The sequence below is a fragment of the Aerococcus viridans genome, from assembly GCF_001543285.1.
Classification (GTDB): Bacteria; Bacillota; Bacilli; order Lactobacillales; family Aerococcaceae; genus Aerococcus; species Aerococcus viridans.
The window spans coordinates 1,834,350-1,850,093 of the sequence record NZ_CP014164.1 but is presented as its reverse complement, the minus strand read 5'-3'; the positions used below and the strand labels follow the sequence as shown (position 1 = coordinate 1,850,093).

The window sequence follows — 15,744 nt, the reverse complement described above, 5'->3', positions numbered from 1 at the left end:
TGCTAAAAGTGAGCTATATTACAGTTGTAAAGAGGAAAAGGCAGTGTTCATTAATCTGCTGCCGATAAAATAAAAACACATAAAGGAGATAGGAATTATGGAAAAAGCTATATTGCAATTAGAAACGTTGTCTTGTCCAAGTTGTATGCAAAAAATTGAAGGGGCCGTGAAATCAGTTAACGGTGTTGATAAAGACAGCATTAAAGTATTATTCAACTCCAGCAAAGTCAAAACCAATTTTGATTCAGCTGTCACTTCGATTGAAGAGATTCAAAAAGCTATCGAAAACGTAGGCTATCCGGTCCTTAAAACAAAAGTCAAGGCCGCTTAACAGAATATATTTCTCGATTAAATAAATCATTAAAAAATATGCATAAGGAGAAGATAAATCATGAGTAATACAACTGGGCAATGGTTAGGATGGATTGGAATTCTTGTAGGGATAATCGCTTTCTTTTGGCAGCCAGTATGGATGGGCGTAGCTGCAGTCGTTCTAGGAATCATCGGGCTATTTTCCCCACAGAAAGGACTCAACTGGGCAGCGATTATTATTGGGGCAATTGCGTTAGTCTTGCCACTTTTATAATCAGAAAATGTAATAACAGCGATAATAGGCAAAGAAGACCTGTTATGATGAAAATTTTTAATAAACTAATTAGTGAAGGATAACTATAAAGAATACAGACGGCTTTACCGCGGCACTTGATCAAAGCGGTGGTAGTACACCAAAAGCTCTGAATGCTTATGGGGTCAGTGAAGACCAGTAGTCAAATGCCGATAAAATAAAAACACATAAAGGAGATAGGAATTATGGAAAAAGCTATATTGCAATTAGAAACGTTGTCTTGTCCAAGTTGTACGCAAAAAATTGAAGGTGCTGTAAAATCAGTTAACGGTGTTGATAAAGACAGCCTTAAAGTATTATTCAACTCCAGCAAAGTCAAAACCAATTTTGATTCAGCTGTCACTTCGATTGAAGAGATTCAAAAAGCTATCGAAAACGTAGGCTATTCGGTCCTTAAAACAAAAGTCAAGGCCGCTTAACAGATTAAATGAACTAGGCAATTCTGGAAGAAAAGCTATTTTTTCAGGATTGCTTTTTTTGTTGCAATCCGATTCGAGGTGCTTAGAAACAATAAAAGAGAACTTTCTAAACTTGATGTCAGTCAATTAATTAATTAAGCAATTATCTTATACCTGAACAATTCATACTTTTCGTTGAAAACATGTGCCAACTGCCTAACGGCAGCTTAAATTTACTTTTTCATTTTCACCTATTAAGTGATGAAAAAAGAACCCCATTCTGATATGGTAAAGGTGTCTAAACCAACCATAAGAAAGGAGTTCTCTTCATGATTAGCTTACACAAAAACCAGGTAAAATTCAATTCAAACATAATCATTTCGCATACAGGTGGTCGTTTATCGAGTGATTCGGGTTTAGTCTTAGTTAAAGAAGTAATGGATACCTTCAAGTTTTCTGATTTGGCAAAATCACTTCTGGACATTAAAGACAACCGTGCTTACTACACGCATGATAATTTAGCGATATTAGAACAGCTCATTATGCAACTGATTGCTGGTTATTCGGCAGACTCGTCAGCTAATCTGTTACGACATGATCCAGTCTTTCAAATGGTGTTAGGCAGAAAACAATTAGCCTCACAATCGTCAATTTCACGGTTTCTGGATCGTTTCACCACAGAAAATGTGGGTCAATTACAATCATTAAATCAGTCGCTCATTGATAAAGCGCGTTTGATTCGCAATGACACCGAGTTAATCATTGATCTCGATTCCACTCATTCAGATACCTTTGGCCATCAAGAACAAACAGATTATAATGCACATTATCAAACCTACGGCTACCACCCATTAGTTGCCTTTGACGGACTGACTGGAGATTTCTTAAAAGCTGAACTGCGTTCAGGTAATCAGTACACATCTAAAGGGGTGAAAGCCTTTATCGACCCATTGTTACACCACTACAATGAATCCATACCGAATAGTGACATATTGGTTCGTGGAGACAGCGGCTTCGCAACACCAGAGGTGTATGAGTCTTGTGAAGAAAATGAAAGTCAGTATGTGATCCGATTAAAGAACAATCGGAGGTTAAGTCAATTAGCTGAGCAATCCGTTCTTTACGGGGATAACCAAAAATGGGAAGATCGGGAAGTTCAGTATTTTTCAATGCCTTATCAAGCACAATCATGGTCGAACCCCCGTCGTGTCTGTATTCGATCAATCCGTGAAGCAGGAGAACTCCTCTTTCAACACGCATTCATTGTGACTAATCTATCCGATAATGTCTCACCTGAAGTCATATTCTCTCTTTACGGCAAGCGAGGGACAATGGAGAATTTCATCAAAGAAGCGAAAGGTGGCTTTTATTTCGATAAAACAGATAGTCCACGCTTCTTAGAAAATCATGTCAGAATGATGATTAGTCTGCTTGCATACAACCTCATCAACTGTCTAAAGACTATCGGCTTTGATAAAAAGAACCAAGGGATGACTATTCATTCCATCCGACTAACATTGCTTAAAGTTGCCGGAAAACTCATTAAAACAGGTAGACAAGTCTATCTCAAACTGTCGAGTTATCATGTGTATCAAACTGAATTTTATAAGGTTTTTGAACGCCTACGGCGATTTAGGCAATGGATTTAGGCTAGTTATCGTAAAAATTTTTAATCTATTTTTCCAAGGGGTCAGTCTGCCCTTAAATAGACAAATAATTTTTATTATAGCCTTCTTCCGTAGATATCCTGTTCGAAAACACATTATTTTGGAAGAATGTATCAGCCTAATTTAAATATAGGCACTTTGTTCAAAAAAATAGCTTAAATTTAGAGCTATGAATTATTCAGGTTATATTGTGTTTATCAATAAGAGAGAAATTAAATTTGGAGGGAAAAAACATGCAACAATATATATTAAGCAAGAAAAATGTTATCACCGTCATCAGTGGATTGTTTATCGTACTCGGTTTCTTCAGTCACTTTGTTTTAGAAAACGTAGGCCTTTCAGAGTGGTCTTTGATCATCGCCTCTGTCTTTGGGATTACGCCAATTGCCATTCAAGCGTTTCAAGCAATGAAAGTCAAAGTCATCAGTATTGATGTCTTAGTCAGTATTGCAGCGATTGGTGCGCTTTTTATTCAAAATTATGAAGAATCGGCTATTGTCACGTTCTTATTCTTATTCGGACACTACTTGGAACAACGAACATTGAACCAAACGCGATCTGCTATCAAAGGATTGACTGAAATGGCACCCGAAAGCGCCTTGAAACAAATGGATAATGGCGAATTTGAAGAAGTAGACGTGGATGATATAGATGAAGGGGATATCTTACTCGTTAAAACGGGTGCGAAAGTTCCAGTAGATGGCATCGTCCTTACGGGTGAAGGGCATATCAATGAAGCTAGCATTACAGGTGAAGCTGTTCCGGTCAACAAGCAAGCTGATGCAGAAGTTTTTGCAGGAACCATTTTAGAAAACGGAACGATTCAAATCAGAGCTGACCGAGTTGGTGAGGATACCACATTTGGGAAAATTATTGAACTCGTGGAAGAAGCACAAGATTCTAAATCCGAAGCGGAACGGTTCATTGATCGCTTTTCTAAATACTACACACCAGCTGTCTTGGTTCTGGCAATTGTTGTATGGGCGTTCAGTCAAAATATTGAGTTAGCAATCACCATCTTGGTTCTAGGTTGTCCAGGCGCATTAGTTATCGGAGTGCCTGTCTCAAACGTTGCCGGTATTGGGAATGGTGCTCGTAACGGTGTTCTTTTAAAAGGGAGTGAAGTCATTCAAGACTTCAGCAATGTGGATACAATTGTATTTGATAAGACAGGTACTTTAACTGTCGGAAACCCAACCGTTGCAGCGACTGAACTGTATGAAAAAGATTCTGCTGAAACGCTTAGCTATCTGGCCAGTGTGGAACGGGAATCAGATCATCCATTAGCAAAAGCGGTCTTAAATCAAATTGGCCAAACAAACTTTTATCCTGTTGAAGAAACTGAAGTCGTGAAAGGCGGCGGAATCGTTTCAAGTGTAGCTGGACATAGAGTGGCTGTTGGGAATGTGGCCTTGATGGAAAAAGAAAATGTCACTCTCAGCAAAAAAGTGCAAAAAGATGTCAAATGGTTTGAACAACAAGGGAACTCTCTCGTTTTGACAGCGGTCGACGGTGAATTAAAAGTACTGATGGGCATTCGCGATCAAGTCCGTCCGGGTGTGAAAGCTAATTTGCAGGAATTAAAAGACTTGGGCGTGAAAAATCTAGTTGTTCTTTCAGGAGATAACCAAGGAACCGTTGATGTGGTCGCCGGCGAACTTGGTTTGACCGAAGCTCACGGCCACATGTTGCCGGAAGACAAATCGGCTTATATCGGAAAACTTCAACAACGTGGTCAAATTGTAGCCTTTGTTGGAGATGGCGTTAACGATAGTCCGTCCTTAGCTTTAGCAGACATTGGCATCGCAATGGGAAGCGGAACGGACGTAGCAATTGAAACATCCGATGTCGTTTTAATGAACTCGAACTTCAGCAACTTGCCTCACGCATTAGGATTAGTAAAAGCCACCGCAAATAATATGAAACAAAATATCGTGATTGCAGTTGGCGTAGTGTTGGTCTTGTTGACCAGCGTCTTCTTCAGCGAATGGATGAATATGTCTATCGGAATGTTGGTTCATGAAGGTAGTATCTTGGTGGTAATTTTCAATGGCATGAGATTAATGAAGTATAAGTTGAAAGGTCGAAAAGAATAAAAAGAAGTATCAGCACCTGCAAAGAAAGTAAAAATATCTTAAGAATAAATTAGAAGAGGCTGAGACAATAGTCCATCCTTGAAATGACAAAAGCGGAAACTCAGATTTTTAAATCTGTATAGTGGACCCCAAAAGTTAGACTAAATTTTATGAGAGTTGACCGATTGGTCAGCTCTTTTTTAATACATGCAATTTGGCTTAATTCCTGTTGTCGACAATACTTCTCATAAATTTCAATCTGTCAAGAGTAGTAGCGGAGCGACTCTTGATAGATTGAAACTTTATGTGAAACTATGAAAAGACAATGGAATTAGTATATTGGCTGCGATACTGGACGGGGCTTAGCCATCCTAGTTTCTCTTTAATTCGTTCTTCATTATAATAGCTAATATAGTTGGTAATTGATTCAGCCAATTCTTCAAAACTATGATAAGTTTGACCATAATACATTTCTTGTTTGAGTATACTAAAGAAATTTTCCATTGGTGAATTATCATAACAATTCCCTTTTCTAGACATACTTTGGAAGATATCATTATCTTTTAAAGTTTTTGAATACCGTTTCATTTGATAAGCCCAGCCTTGGTCTGAATGAAAAGTTCTTCTGAATATGCAATCATTTGTACGTTCTATAGCTGCCTTCAAAGCTGCCTTCAAAGCTGCCTTCAAAGCTTCCATCATACTTTCACCGTTAGGCCGTTTTGTTATTTGAAAACTGATGATTTCGCTATTGAATAAATCCATATAAGGATCTAAATAAAGTCTGCCTGTCTGAGTGTTGCCTAACTGGTCCTTATAATAGTATTTGAATTCAGTTGTATCTGTCGTAATTTTTTGATGTGGAACCGATGTGTTAAAACGTCGTTTTAAACGATTTGATGCTACTTTCCCTACAGTTCCCTTATAAGACTTATACTTTCTGCTTTTGTGTGAGAAGGCAGTTACAAGAATGCCTAATTCACGCATTAAGCGTAATACTTTCATCCGATTTATATGATAACCTAATTTTTTAACTCGGGAGTCAGTCTTTTATACCCATAATCTTTATTTTTCTCTCTTAGTTCTAGTAAAGCATCTTTGTAAACCTTATCCTTGTCTGGGCGTTTAGATTGCTTCCTAATATAGTGATAAGTTGCCTTTGGAAAGCCAGTTACTCTCAAAATATCAACTAATTTGAATTTATTAATATTATGGAGATTGTAGATTGCTGGAACTATTTGTTTCTTTGTTGCTGTTTCTCTGCTTCCTGCAATCTCCCTAATTCCTTTAAAAATTCATTCTCGATTCTCAAATCACGATTTTCGTTTTCAAGTTGTCTCAGACGCTCAACGTTTACATCTTCTCTAGTTATATTCTTTGGATCCTGAAATACTTTCTTATCAGCTTTCTTCCGTTTACCCATTTTCGGTGGCCTACCTCTCTGTTCTGATAAGCCATCGACGCCTTTCTTGAGGATAGTAGTGCGCCAATTACAAAGTAAACTAGGGTTATTCATCCCTAATGAATTGGCTACTTCTCGATAACTCATCTCTGTTGTTTCATACAATTTTACAGCACTAAGCTTAAAATCAACAGCGTAATGAGTTTGATTCTTACTACGTTTCAGTCCTTCGATTCCAAATTGTTGATAGCTATTAACCCATCTTCTTACAATAGACTCTTGAATATTATATTTCTTTGCTACCGCTCGGTAGCCTCCGTAGTTCCCTAGATAATGTTTTACAATTTCCAATTTAAATTCTAGTGAATATTTTGCCATAAAAATAAACCCCCAAAAGTTAGATTTTTGGTCTAACTTTTGGGGGCCTCTACATTCAAGGAGTCTTTTTTTCGTATTTTATCCATTGTTTCTTTGAAATGAAATACCCTATTATAAACAAAAATTCGATTACTCCAAATGCCAATATAAAACTATGCATAAAGAATGCTTCGGGTAAAGCTAATATAATCGGATCGGTGCTAGGATTGAATAACCAAGCATCATTGTTAAAGAATACCTGATGGAATAGCACAAACAGCACATCAAAGTTGATCAATAGAGCCAAAACAACACCCAGCGGAAGCAAGATTCCCCACTGGAAGTATCGAAGAAGTCGCCAGTATTGCCCTTCTCTGTTTAGATACTGCATAAACCAGAAGGAGCCTATCCCTGAAGTAATCAGAATCAGGTAGTCCAGCATAAACAACTTCTTCACTTCAGTGAAGTGGAATAACCCGCTAACTGAGCTAGGGAAATCCGGCATATCCAGTTTCGCTATCCATGGGGTATTCAGGTAATCTAGTAGAATACGATAGTTCATTAAGATTTGCTCTTTCGGCATGCCTACATATTCCGATATATTCAAGTAACCAATATCAAACGAATAGAGCGGCGTAAAGTTGATGGTGACGGCGATGGAAAGGGAAAGGATGAAAAGCGAAATCATGATGAATCCAATTATGGAGATTATTTTTTGCCTCAAAACAGCAGCCCCCTTACTATTCTCTTTGGTTTAATCGGGCTTTCGTGTCACTCAGCTCTTCCCTTAATTGCTGGATTTCATCTTCCAGACGCTTTTTATCCTCCGCGTCGCCGGTATGGTCATGTCCTTTATGATTATGTCCGCCATGCATACCAGGCATGAGAAACATCATGAGCATGTGTCCAACCACCATCAGTACCACAAATATAATTGATTCCATCTTCAACACTCCTCTTTTATTTTTATGCCAATGCTACAAACGAAATAGATTGTGAATGGCAAACCCTGAAACAAGCAAAAATCAAACCAAATGAGTGAGAACAAAGATTATTTCTCATCTTCTAGATAAGAATAACAAAAAATTATGTGATTCTTATGGAGATGGGGCAACTCCATAAAATCTACATAATTCATTGGTATAGTCAATAAAAGTAAGAAAGGAGGTTCCTGTCTCATATAGTTGTAACGTTATAATGATTGAAATAACAGGCAACATTCGTTAACATTCGCCACCTGGCCTGAAACTAGGAGGACACATGGACAGAAAGCAGCTTGTCAAATTTATAAGTATCCCACTCTTATCGAGTTTGCTCATTCTTCCTATGGATGTAAATGCACGAAGTATTGAAGACCTGACACAAGAGAAAGAGCAGCTTGAGAAGCAACTGCGGGAATTAGATGGAGAAAGCACCAGCCAACAAGTAAAGTTGGATGGTTTAGAAGCAAGGAAGGAGCAGTTGCGAACAGGGACCATCGTACTTCAAGAAAAAATTGATGCGCTCACCTTACAAATGGCAGGGCAACAAGTGACCCAGGGGCAAAAACTGGGCATCATGGGAACCACCGGAGATTCTACGGGCGTCCATCTTCACTTTGAAGTATACGAAAACGGAATCCAGGTCGATCCAGCGCCTTATTTGGGCTTATAACTATCGAACGGGATACAGAATGAAAATCAGTAAGGAGTAAGTTATGAAATCAATTGTCGGAACAATCGACCGCGTCGCGTTTTCCTTTGGCCCATTCACCATCTACTGGTATGGGATTATCATTGGGGCTGCTATGTTGCTTGCCATCACACTTGCCTCTAAGGAAGGAAAGAAAAGAGGCTTGGGCGAAGAGGACATTACAGATATGGCAATGTGGGCTATCCCCCTTGGACTTATCGGAGCAAGAATTTATTACGTTCTTTTTCAATGGGAGTATTATATCAAGAAACCGCTTGAAATCATCGCCATTTGGCAAGGCGGCATCGCCATTTATGGCGGTTTGATTGCAGGGGGGCTGGCCGTGTACTGGTTCACGAAGAAAAAAGGGATACCTTTTTCATTGATGCTCGATATACTGGCGCCCTATGTTCTGTTGGCGCAGTCCATTGGCCGATGGGGGAACTTTATCAACCAGGAGGCCTATGGGGAAGCAGTGACCCGCACCTTTTTGGAGAACCTTTACCTGCCAAAGTTTATTATTGATCAAATGCAAATTAATGGCACCTACTACCATCCGACATTCCTGTACGAGTCCTTGTGGAGCCTCCTAGGATTTGTCATCATTATCATGTTGAGGAATCGGAAAAACTTGTTGCGACGAGGCGAAGTGGCCCTCAGCTATGTTATTTGGTATTCGGTGGGGCGCTTCTTTATCGAAGGTATGCGCACCGACAGTTTATGGATGGGTGATTTTTTAAGGGTGTCCCAAGGGTTGTCCCTCCTCTTGTTCGTTGGCGCCATCGCCATTTGGATTTACCGTAGACGGGATTATCCGCCAAAAGCCTACTATCTAAAAGGATGGAAGCTGAAGGAAGAGCACTAAATCACATGGGCCACGTCTAAAATATAGAGAGGAGCGTTTTTATCATGATGGAATATTGGAACAGCTTGACATGGGGCGGAATGGGGTACATGATGTTTATGGGAATATTTTGGATCATCCTAGTGATTATTGTGGTGTATCTTTTCATTAAACTTTTTTCCGATAAGGGGAATCGGACGGTTGAAAAAGAAACGCCTTTGGAGGTCCTACAAAAAGAGTTTGCCAAAGGAAACCTGACAGAAGAGGAATACCTGAAGCGTAAAAAGCACTTGGAGTAAACTGCTGACGAGAAGATAAATAAAAAAGGAGGAAAAATAATGATAACGAAGTACATAAAAATGGTAAAACCCTTTGATGTCGTTATTATCTTCCTCCTTATTGTTTTGTCTTTTTTACCGACGGCTATCTTTGCAGTCCAACAGACGAATAATGATAATAACAATGTTTACGCGGTTATCTCGATTAATGGCGAAGAGGTGGATCGTTTCCTGCTGACAGGAAATGAGGAACACAGACTCATTACCTACTATCCGGCACCCGGTAAATACAATATTGTCTAGATAGACGGCGAACGGATTCGAAATAAGGAAGACAACAGTCCGTACCAGATTGCGGTGCGAAGAGATTGGATTCAATCTCCTGGGGAGATGAGTCTCAATCTACCTCACCGATTATTAATTGAAATTGTAACTGAAAATCCAGAAGAGTCAGACATAGATGTGATGGCTCAGTGAAAAAAGCAGAACCTTGCCAAACAAAATGTATCAAACTGCCAACAAATAGGGAAAAAAGAGGCACTCCACCATAATGGGAGTGCCTCTTTTATGCTTTTATGTGGCTTTCTAGCGGAAGACTGACAACAAAAGTCGTCCCTTTTCCGTATGTGCTTTCGACAGAGATGGTCCCATGGTGGGCGTTCACAATTCCTTTAACAATCGATAAACCAATCCCTTGGCCACCCAGTTTCCTGTTCCTAGAGGGTTCAGCCATATAGAACCTTTCAAAAACTTGATTGATTTCATTTGGAGGGATTCCTTGACCGGTATCGGTTATCTTAAAGGAAGCTACGCCACTAATTTGGGAAACCTGAAGATCAATGTGGCCACCGGAAGGGGTAAATTTAATTGCATTGTACAAGAGATTAGTTACCACTTGATGAATCTTATCTCGATCAGCAGAAATTAAAACCGCTTCTCCGTTAATGGCACATTCAATACCCTTCTCAATCAACAAAGCTTGAAAGGTGCCGGCAACTTGTTGCGTAAGTTCTAGCAAATCAAAGGATGACTTCTGCAGCTGGCTTTCATGGCTTTCAATTTCATTGATCCGATCAATTTGTCCGATCAGGCGGGCAATGCGGTTAACTTCCTCGTAACAGTGGTAGAGGCGTTCTTCCGATACTTCCCAGACCCCGTCAATCATGGCCTCAATATTGCCTTTCAAAGTCGTCAATGGTGTCCTGATTTCATGTGCGATGTCAGAGGAAAGGCGGTTACGAATCTCTTGTTGGCGTTGGAGTTGCCCAGACAATTCATCCACGGAATCCAAGAGGCTATCAATTTCCTGAATCCCTGTTTCCTCAATCGCCAGGTGACTGTAGTGACCCTTCGCAATTTCCGTCGTAAAATTCTGTATTCTGACGATTGGTGAACTTAATTTTTTGGCAATCAATAACGCGAAAAATAAGGAGATAATTAGGGACCCAATCGCTACAAAAATCAAGTTGTTCCTCATATCGGCAAGGAATAACGCATCATGTTCCGTGTAAGCGAAAGGTCCAACGGATTGCACTTCGAGAGAACCGATTGGGTCTGTTTCGCTACCGAGGGGAACGATTGTCTGCACGTAGCCACTCTCTATATCGCCCATTATCTGCTCCATATTTAGGAGGTGGGTTTGAATCCTATTTTTTGACTCTTCTTCCTCTGAGGGAGAGGGGCCCCATACTTGGTTGCCAGCATGGTCATATACTTTTAGGATGATGCCTTTCTGGAGAGCATCGCGTCCAATATTTTGGATTGTTGGAGGGGCATCTGCCCAAGTACCCGTTTTCCGATAGAAGTTTTCTAACTCAGTCTGGTATGCTGTTAACTCTGATTCTTGCCTTTCGCGCACATAGTCTTCGAAGTGGCTTTGCATTAAGTTTAGTGTTATCCAGCTGAGGGTCCCCACTAAGATAAAGGACAGAGAAACAAACGAGAGCAAGAGTTGCCATTTAATGGTTCGCTTCATTTTTGACCACCAAATCGATACCCCGTTCCATATGCGGTTAAGATGAAGTAGGGGTTGCGCGTGTCGTCCTCAATTTTTTGACGGATATTTTTGATGTGGGTATCGATCACCCGATCCGTTCCATCAAAATCGAGTCCTTTCACAGCGTCCAGCAGCTGTTCCCGTGAAAATATGCGCTTTGGATGTGAGGCCAGAAGGGCTAATAAAGCATACTCGGTCGGGGTCAAAATGATTTCTTCACCTTGTTTGAATACTTGTTTTCGATCCGGGTAGATAACCAGCAAACCTTCTTCGAAAGACCACTTTTCTTCTCGGTATTCTGGTTGGACACGGCGTAAAACGGTTTCGACCCGAGCAACCAGCTCTTTCGGGCTGAATGGTTTTGTGATGTAGTCATCAGCCCCCAGGCTTAACCCTTCCAAGATATCTTTTTCGGCTGTTTTCGCAGTCAACATGATAATCGGTACAGTGGAGGAGTCCCTTATTTTTTTACAGACTTCGAGGCCAGATAAACCAGGCAGCATGAGATCCAACACAATCAAGTCAGGTTGGACAATATCAACCTTTTTTAAAGCCTCGTTTCCGCTCAAAGCGCGAAACACTTGATAGCCTTTTGCACTCAAATAGGCTTCCACGATATCCAGAATGCTTGCTTCGTCGTCCACAATTAAAATCTTCACGTAATCTTTCTCCTCCAATTTCGTTGGTATCTTCATTCTACTAAAACTTGACCCATCATGCCATTGTCTTCGTGCTCTAGGATATGGCAATGGTAAATAAAAAATCCCCTTTTCTGGGAATGTGACTTCAATCCTAACGCTATCGCCTGGATAAAGTGCGATGGTGTCTTTCCAACCTTGTTCATTGGCTGGTGGGGCGTTGCCATTCCGGATTATCACCTTGAACTGGACGCCATGTAGGTGGAAAGGGTGGATCATGCCACCCATCATGTCCCGTGTGTTTTTAATCTCCCAAACTTCCTTTTCCCCGACCTTAGCGCGTAAATCGATCCGGTCCATGTCGAACTGTTTGCCGTCAATGGCGACCATGTTTACCATGCCACTAAAGGTCATCACTTTGTCAGGCGTAGTAGAATCTTCTGCTTTTGGGATGTTGTCTAAAGTCTTAAGTTATGAACATGGATTAATAAACGCTACCTAATCATTTTTTACAATATTCATTTCTTATAACTATAAGTTGCAAAATAAATCTTAACAAAAGATATGGGTAAAAAAAACGCATTTTAGGCTAGTATTGTGGACAGTGACTCACTTTTAAATCTGAAACCGGCTTAAAATGCGTTATTTTCTCTTGATTACTTGATATGTATCGTTAGTCCTTTTATATAGAATAGATTATTTACTTCTCAAATTTCTCCATAACTTTCCAGATTCGTTTCGTGAAGCGGAACTTCTATCTATTATAGGAAGTTCAATTTTTATTTGTTCATAAATCTCCTTTGTTATTGTGACCATATCAGTATTTCTTTCTTCTATAGAATATAAGTTTAATAATTGAACCTCAAATTACTCCTGGCTGTGTGTGGTTCTATTGCAGCAGTGCTCCCTACATGTTGTAATTATTATTTTTTCTTACTCTTTATATATCGATAGAGAGTAGCTTTACTGATACCAGTCATTTCTGTAATCTCTTTGCCACTATACGCTTTGCTCTCATACAGTTTCACGGCTCGTTCAATATCACGTTTGTTCACACGTGGTCTTCCGCCTATCCGACCTCGGGCACGGCCACTCTGGAGCCCCTCTTTCGTCCGCTCCACAATCAAATCACGCTCGAATTGGCTGAAGGCCTGGAAGACGGTCATCATGAGCCTCCCCTGCGGGGTGGTTGTATCGAAGTTCTCCTTCAGGCTGACCAGCTTCACGTCCTGCTCCTCGAAGTAGGTGACCAGGTCAATCAGATCCCTGGTGCTTCGTCCCAAGCGGGAGAAGCTCTCCACCACCACCGTGTCCCCAGGTCGCAATTTATCCTTTAGACGGTTCAACTCAGGACGATTGCTCTTAGTCCCTGTCATTTTCTCCGTCAAGATTTCGTTGCAATTTTGTTCCGCTAGCAAGTCTAGCTGCCGGTTCAGATCCTGGTGTTGCGTGCTGACGCGCGCGTATCCGTAGATATATCCACTCACAGTTCTACCCCCCCCCTTTTTAACTCTCATTGTATCACAAAGGGTTGTTAAAGATACATAGATTTTGATACAACTTTTGAGACTAAAAAAGAGCGCTTTTAGAGAAGAAAAAGTCGCTTCTCAAAACAGTCTCATAATCGATTGTTTTTGAGACAAAGTAATTTATAAAAAATATGCCTCTAACGTTTTTAGAACGTTAAAGGCATATTAACTTCAGACAGTTATTACTATACCCTAGATTTATGGGTTTTGATAGAATTAATTAGATTTTAATAAACGAAGTCCATTCAGAATAACGACCAACGTACTTCCTTCATGAATAGTGACACTGATTGCTATATCTGTTAGACCTAATAAACTCACTACAACTAAAAAGGCTACGACTGCCATTGAAAAAAGGATGTTTTGCCATATGACACGATTCATTTTAGAAGAAATTCCATGAGCTTTAACCAATTTAGATAAGTCATTCTGCATTAAAACTAAATCAGACACCTCTACTGCTACATCGGTTCCGTCTCCCATGGCAATCCCTACATTTGCATTCACAAGGGCTGGGGCATCATTTACACCATCACCCACCATTGCTGTTACGCCGTATTTCTCTTTTTGCTCGTCTATAATTCGAGATTTATCATCTGGCATGACATTCGCGATTACTTCATCTATTCCTAATTGTTCAGCAACTGCTTTTCCTGTCATTTCTGAGTCGCCAGTGATTAGAGTGGTGTGTATGCCTTGTTCTTTAAAGTATTTAATAGTTTCTTTTGCATGTTCACTTGGAACGTCCATGAGAGCTATAAGTCCAATGACATTCTCATCTTCTGCTACATATACGACTGTCTTACCTTCTGATGCCCACTCATTATTTAAACGAATATATTCATTTGCAACCTCGTCAAATGAAGTTGGTTTTCCGATCCGATAATTTTTGCCGTTGTAATCTCCTGTCAACCCTTTACCAATCTGATTTTCTACTTCAATAGTCAGTTGATTTTTTTGTTCAAACTTTCTTAGAATGGCATCTGCTAAGGGGTGATTGGATTCTTTTTCAAGAGCTACCACGATATCAATCATATTTTCTTCGTTCACGGAATCAGCAAAATAATAATTGGTTACTTCAGGTTTTCCTTTGGTCAAAGTTCCGGTCTTATCAAATGCAATGGCTTGAGTATCGGCTAATTGAGACAGGTAAGAACTACCTTTTGAAAGGACGCCTTTTTTGGCCAAGTTAGAAGTCGTCGATAAAGTTACCGATACAGTAGCTGCTGCTAAAGCACAGGGTGAAGCTGCCACTAAAAGGACCAATCCTCTATAGATACTTTGTGACCATGTCCAGTCTAGGAGAAAAGGAGCCAATAACATGAATAACGGAATGGCAATTAAAACAACTGTAACGTATTTCGGTTCAAATTTTTGGATTATACTCGCAGCTTTTGTTTGGTTGTCTTGGTTCTGGTTTACTAACTGTAAAATTTTTGAAAATACTGTATCTTTATTTTCTTTAGTGACTTCCATTGTGAAAGTACCTGTTCCATTGATTGTACTTCCGAAAACGTAGTCTCCTTTGGACTTCTCTTTTGGGATACTTTCTCCATTAATAGACGACTCATCAATGGACGTAGAGCCTGACAAAATGACGCCATCAATGGGGACTTGATCGCCATTCAATACTTGAAGTTGATCTCCCACTTTTAATTCACTGACATCAACAATCTTTGTATTCCCATCAGGCAAAATTAACCGAGCAGTCGTTGGATTCATTTCGAGTAATTTCGTGATTTCTCGTTTACTTCTTCCTTCAGCGTAATCTTCCAGGAAATGTGCGCCTGAAAAAATGAGAATCAACAACGTTCCTTCCCAAAAATTCCCTATTGCTGAAGCTCCTATAGCCGCTAATCCCATTAAAATATGAGAATTAGGCGTGAACTTATTATTTGCTTTTGTGTTCTCAATTGTTTCCCCAAGACCTTCCAGAACAATGACATGATAGCCCGCACTAATTGTGGCGAGTGAGAACATGATGTTTTTAATTAATTGATATTCTCCACTTAAGAACAATGCAACAATTGCCAATGCCAAACCAATAAAGTATAGAATAATAGGCATCTTCCCGTGATTGTGATCATGGTCGTGGTTATGTTTCTCTTTTTCCTGTGAATGTTGCTCTTTGGTAGTTTCCATTTCTATCACCTTTCTATTAAATTTCTTTGATTTTTGTTGACTTTTTTTGTGCCTTGCAAATTCTGAGCTCGTTTGTTTGCTTAAGTAAGGCAAGGATTCATATGGTTTGGGCTTATCTAGTC

General features: G+C 39.9%; 14 protein-coding genes and 4 pseudogenes. 10 read left to right on the top strand and 8 right to left on the bottom strand.

Translation table 11 applies throughout. The features are described 5' to 3' along the window. Window positions 1-97 precede the first annotated feature (97 nt). From AWM76_RS08730 to AWM76_RS08710, 6 genes and pseudogenes are all read left to right on the top strand, one after another. On the top strand, window positions 98-331 hold the full coding sequence (locus tag AWM76_RS08730; protein ID WP_003142316.1) for a heavy-metal-associated domain-containing protein: 234 nt from the start codon (window positions 98-100) through the stop codon (window positions 329-331). A 60-nt stretch (window positions 332-391) separates the two neighbouring features. Then, a complete protein-coding gene (locus AWM76_RS08725) occupies window positions 392-586 on the top strand; it encodes a DUF308 domain-containing protein (protein WP_003142315.1) in 195 nt (64 codons plus the stop codon). 79 nt (window positions 587-665) lie between these two features. Continuing rightward, a pseudogene (locus AWM76_RS11030) lies at window positions 666-764 on the top strand (fructose bisphosphate aldolase); the annotation flags it as partial. A 46-nt stretch (window positions 765-810) separates the two neighbouring features. Next, on the top strand, window positions 811-1,044 hold the full coding sequence (locus AWM76_RS08720) for a heavy-metal-associated domain-containing protein (protein WP_003142314.1): 234 nt from the start codon (window positions 811-813) through the stop codon (window positions 1,042-1,044). Between the two features lie 308 nt (window positions 1,045-1,352). Beyond that, window positions 1,353-2,672, top strand: a complete 1,320-nt coding sequence (locus AWM76_RS08715) for an IS1380 family transposase (protein ID WP_060779355.1) — start codon at window positions 1,353-1,355, stop codon at window positions 2,670-2,672. Between the two features lie 251 nt (window positions 2,673-2,923). Next, window positions 2,924-4,786, top strand: a complete 1,863-nt coding sequence (locus AWM76_RS08710) for a heavy metal translocating P-type ATPase (RefSeq protein WP_039934596.1) — start codon at window positions 2,924-2,926, stop codon at window positions 4,784-4,786. Window positions 4,787-5,077: 291 nt separating this feature from the next. Here the strand turns inward: AWM76_RS08710 and AWM76_RS10590 are convergent. The 3 genes and pseudogenes from AWM76_RS10590 to AWM76_RS08690 all read right to left on the bottom strand — a co-directional run bounded on the left by AWM76_RS10590 (window position 5,078) and on the right by AWM76_RS08690 (window position 7,468). Further along, window positions 5,078-6,545, bottom strand: a pseudogene (locus AWM76_RS10590) (IS3 family transposase). 55 nt (window positions 6,546-6,600) lie between these two features. Further along, on the bottom strand, window positions 6,601-7,248 hold the full coding sequence (locus AWM76_RS08695; RefSeq protein WP_003142434.1) for a TIGR01906 family membrane protein: 648 nt from the start codon (window positions 7,246-7,248) through the stop codon (window positions 6,601-6,603). Window positions 7,249-7,264: 16 nt separating this feature from the next. After that, window positions 7,265-7,468 carry a hypothetical protein gene (locus AWM76_RS08690; RefSeq protein WP_003142436.1) on the bottom strand — a complete coding sequence of 68 codons (204 nt, stop codon included), beginning with the start codon at window positions 7,466-7,468 and terminating at the stop codon, window positions 7,265-7,267. A gap of 316 nt (window positions 7,469-7,784) precedes the next feature. Between AWM76_RS08690 and AWM76_RS10585 the strand changes: the two genes are divergently transcribed. From AWM76_RS10585 to AWM76_RS10860, 4 genes and pseudogenes are all read left to right on the top strand, one after another. Then, a complete protein-coding gene (locus AWM76_RS10585) occupies window positions 7,785-8,177 on the top strand; it encodes a M23 family metallopeptidase (protein WP_003142437.1) in 393 nt (130 codons plus the stop codon). A gap of 43 nt (window positions 8,178-8,220) precedes the next feature. Next, on the top strand, window positions 8,221-9,060 hold the full coding sequence (gene lgt, locus AWM76_RS08680; protein ID WP_003142438.1) for a prolipoprotein diacylglyceryl transferase: 840 nt from the start codon (window positions 8,221-8,223) through the stop codon (window positions 9,058-9,060). 44 nt (window positions 9,061-9,104) lie between these two features. Continuing rightward, complete coding sequence (locus AWM76_RS08675) at window positions 9,105-9,338, top strand: SHOCT domain-containing protein (protein ID WP_003142439.1); 234 nt, start codon at window positions 9,105-9,107, stop codon at window positions 9,336-9,338. Window positions 9,339-9,377: 39 nt separating this feature from the next. Then, window positions 9,378-9,794 (top strand): annotated as a pseudogene (locus AWM76_RS10860) (NusG domain II-containing protein). Between the two features lie 88 nt (window positions 9,795-9,882). On the opposite strand, the gene AWM76_RS08665 reads toward AWM76_RS10860, so the two are convergent. The 5 genes and pseudogenes from AWM76_RS08665 to AWM76_RS08650 form a co-directional block, all read right to left on the bottom strand. After that, a complete protein-coding gene (locus AWM76_RS08665) occupies window positions 9,883-11,292 on the bottom strand; it encodes a sensor histidine kinase (protein ID WP_003142441.1) in 1,410 nt (469 codons plus the stop codon). Further along, a complete protein-coding gene (locus AWM76_RS08660) occupies window positions 11,289-11,972 on the bottom strand; it encodes a response regulator transcription factor (RefSeq protein ID WP_039935508.1) in 684 nt (227 codons plus the stop codon). Before AWM76_RS08660 ends, AWM76_RS08665 begins: the two co-directional genes overlap by 4 nt. 156 nt (window positions 11,973-12,128) lie before the next feature. Next, window positions 12,129-12,311, bottom strand: a pseudogene (locus AWM76_RS11090) (multicopper oxidase domain-containing protein); the annotation flags it as partial. A gap of 563 nt (window positions 12,312-12,874) precedes the next feature. Next, window positions 12,875-13,438: a recombinase family protein gene (locus AWM76_RS08655; RefSeq protein ID WP_039935500.1), complete on the bottom strand. Its 564-nt coding sequence runs from the start codon at window positions 13,436-13,438 to the stop codon at window positions 12,875-12,877. A 258-nt stretch (window positions 13,439-13,696) separates the two neighbouring features. After that, window positions 13,697-15,622 carry a heavy metal translocating P-type ATPase gene (locus AWM76_RS08650; RefSeq protein ID WP_060779400.1) on the bottom strand — a complete coding sequence of 642 codons (1,926 nt, stop codon included), beginning with the start codon at window positions 15,620-15,622 and terminating at the stop codon, window positions 13,697-13,699. Window positions 15,623-15,744: the final 122 nt, after the last annotated feature.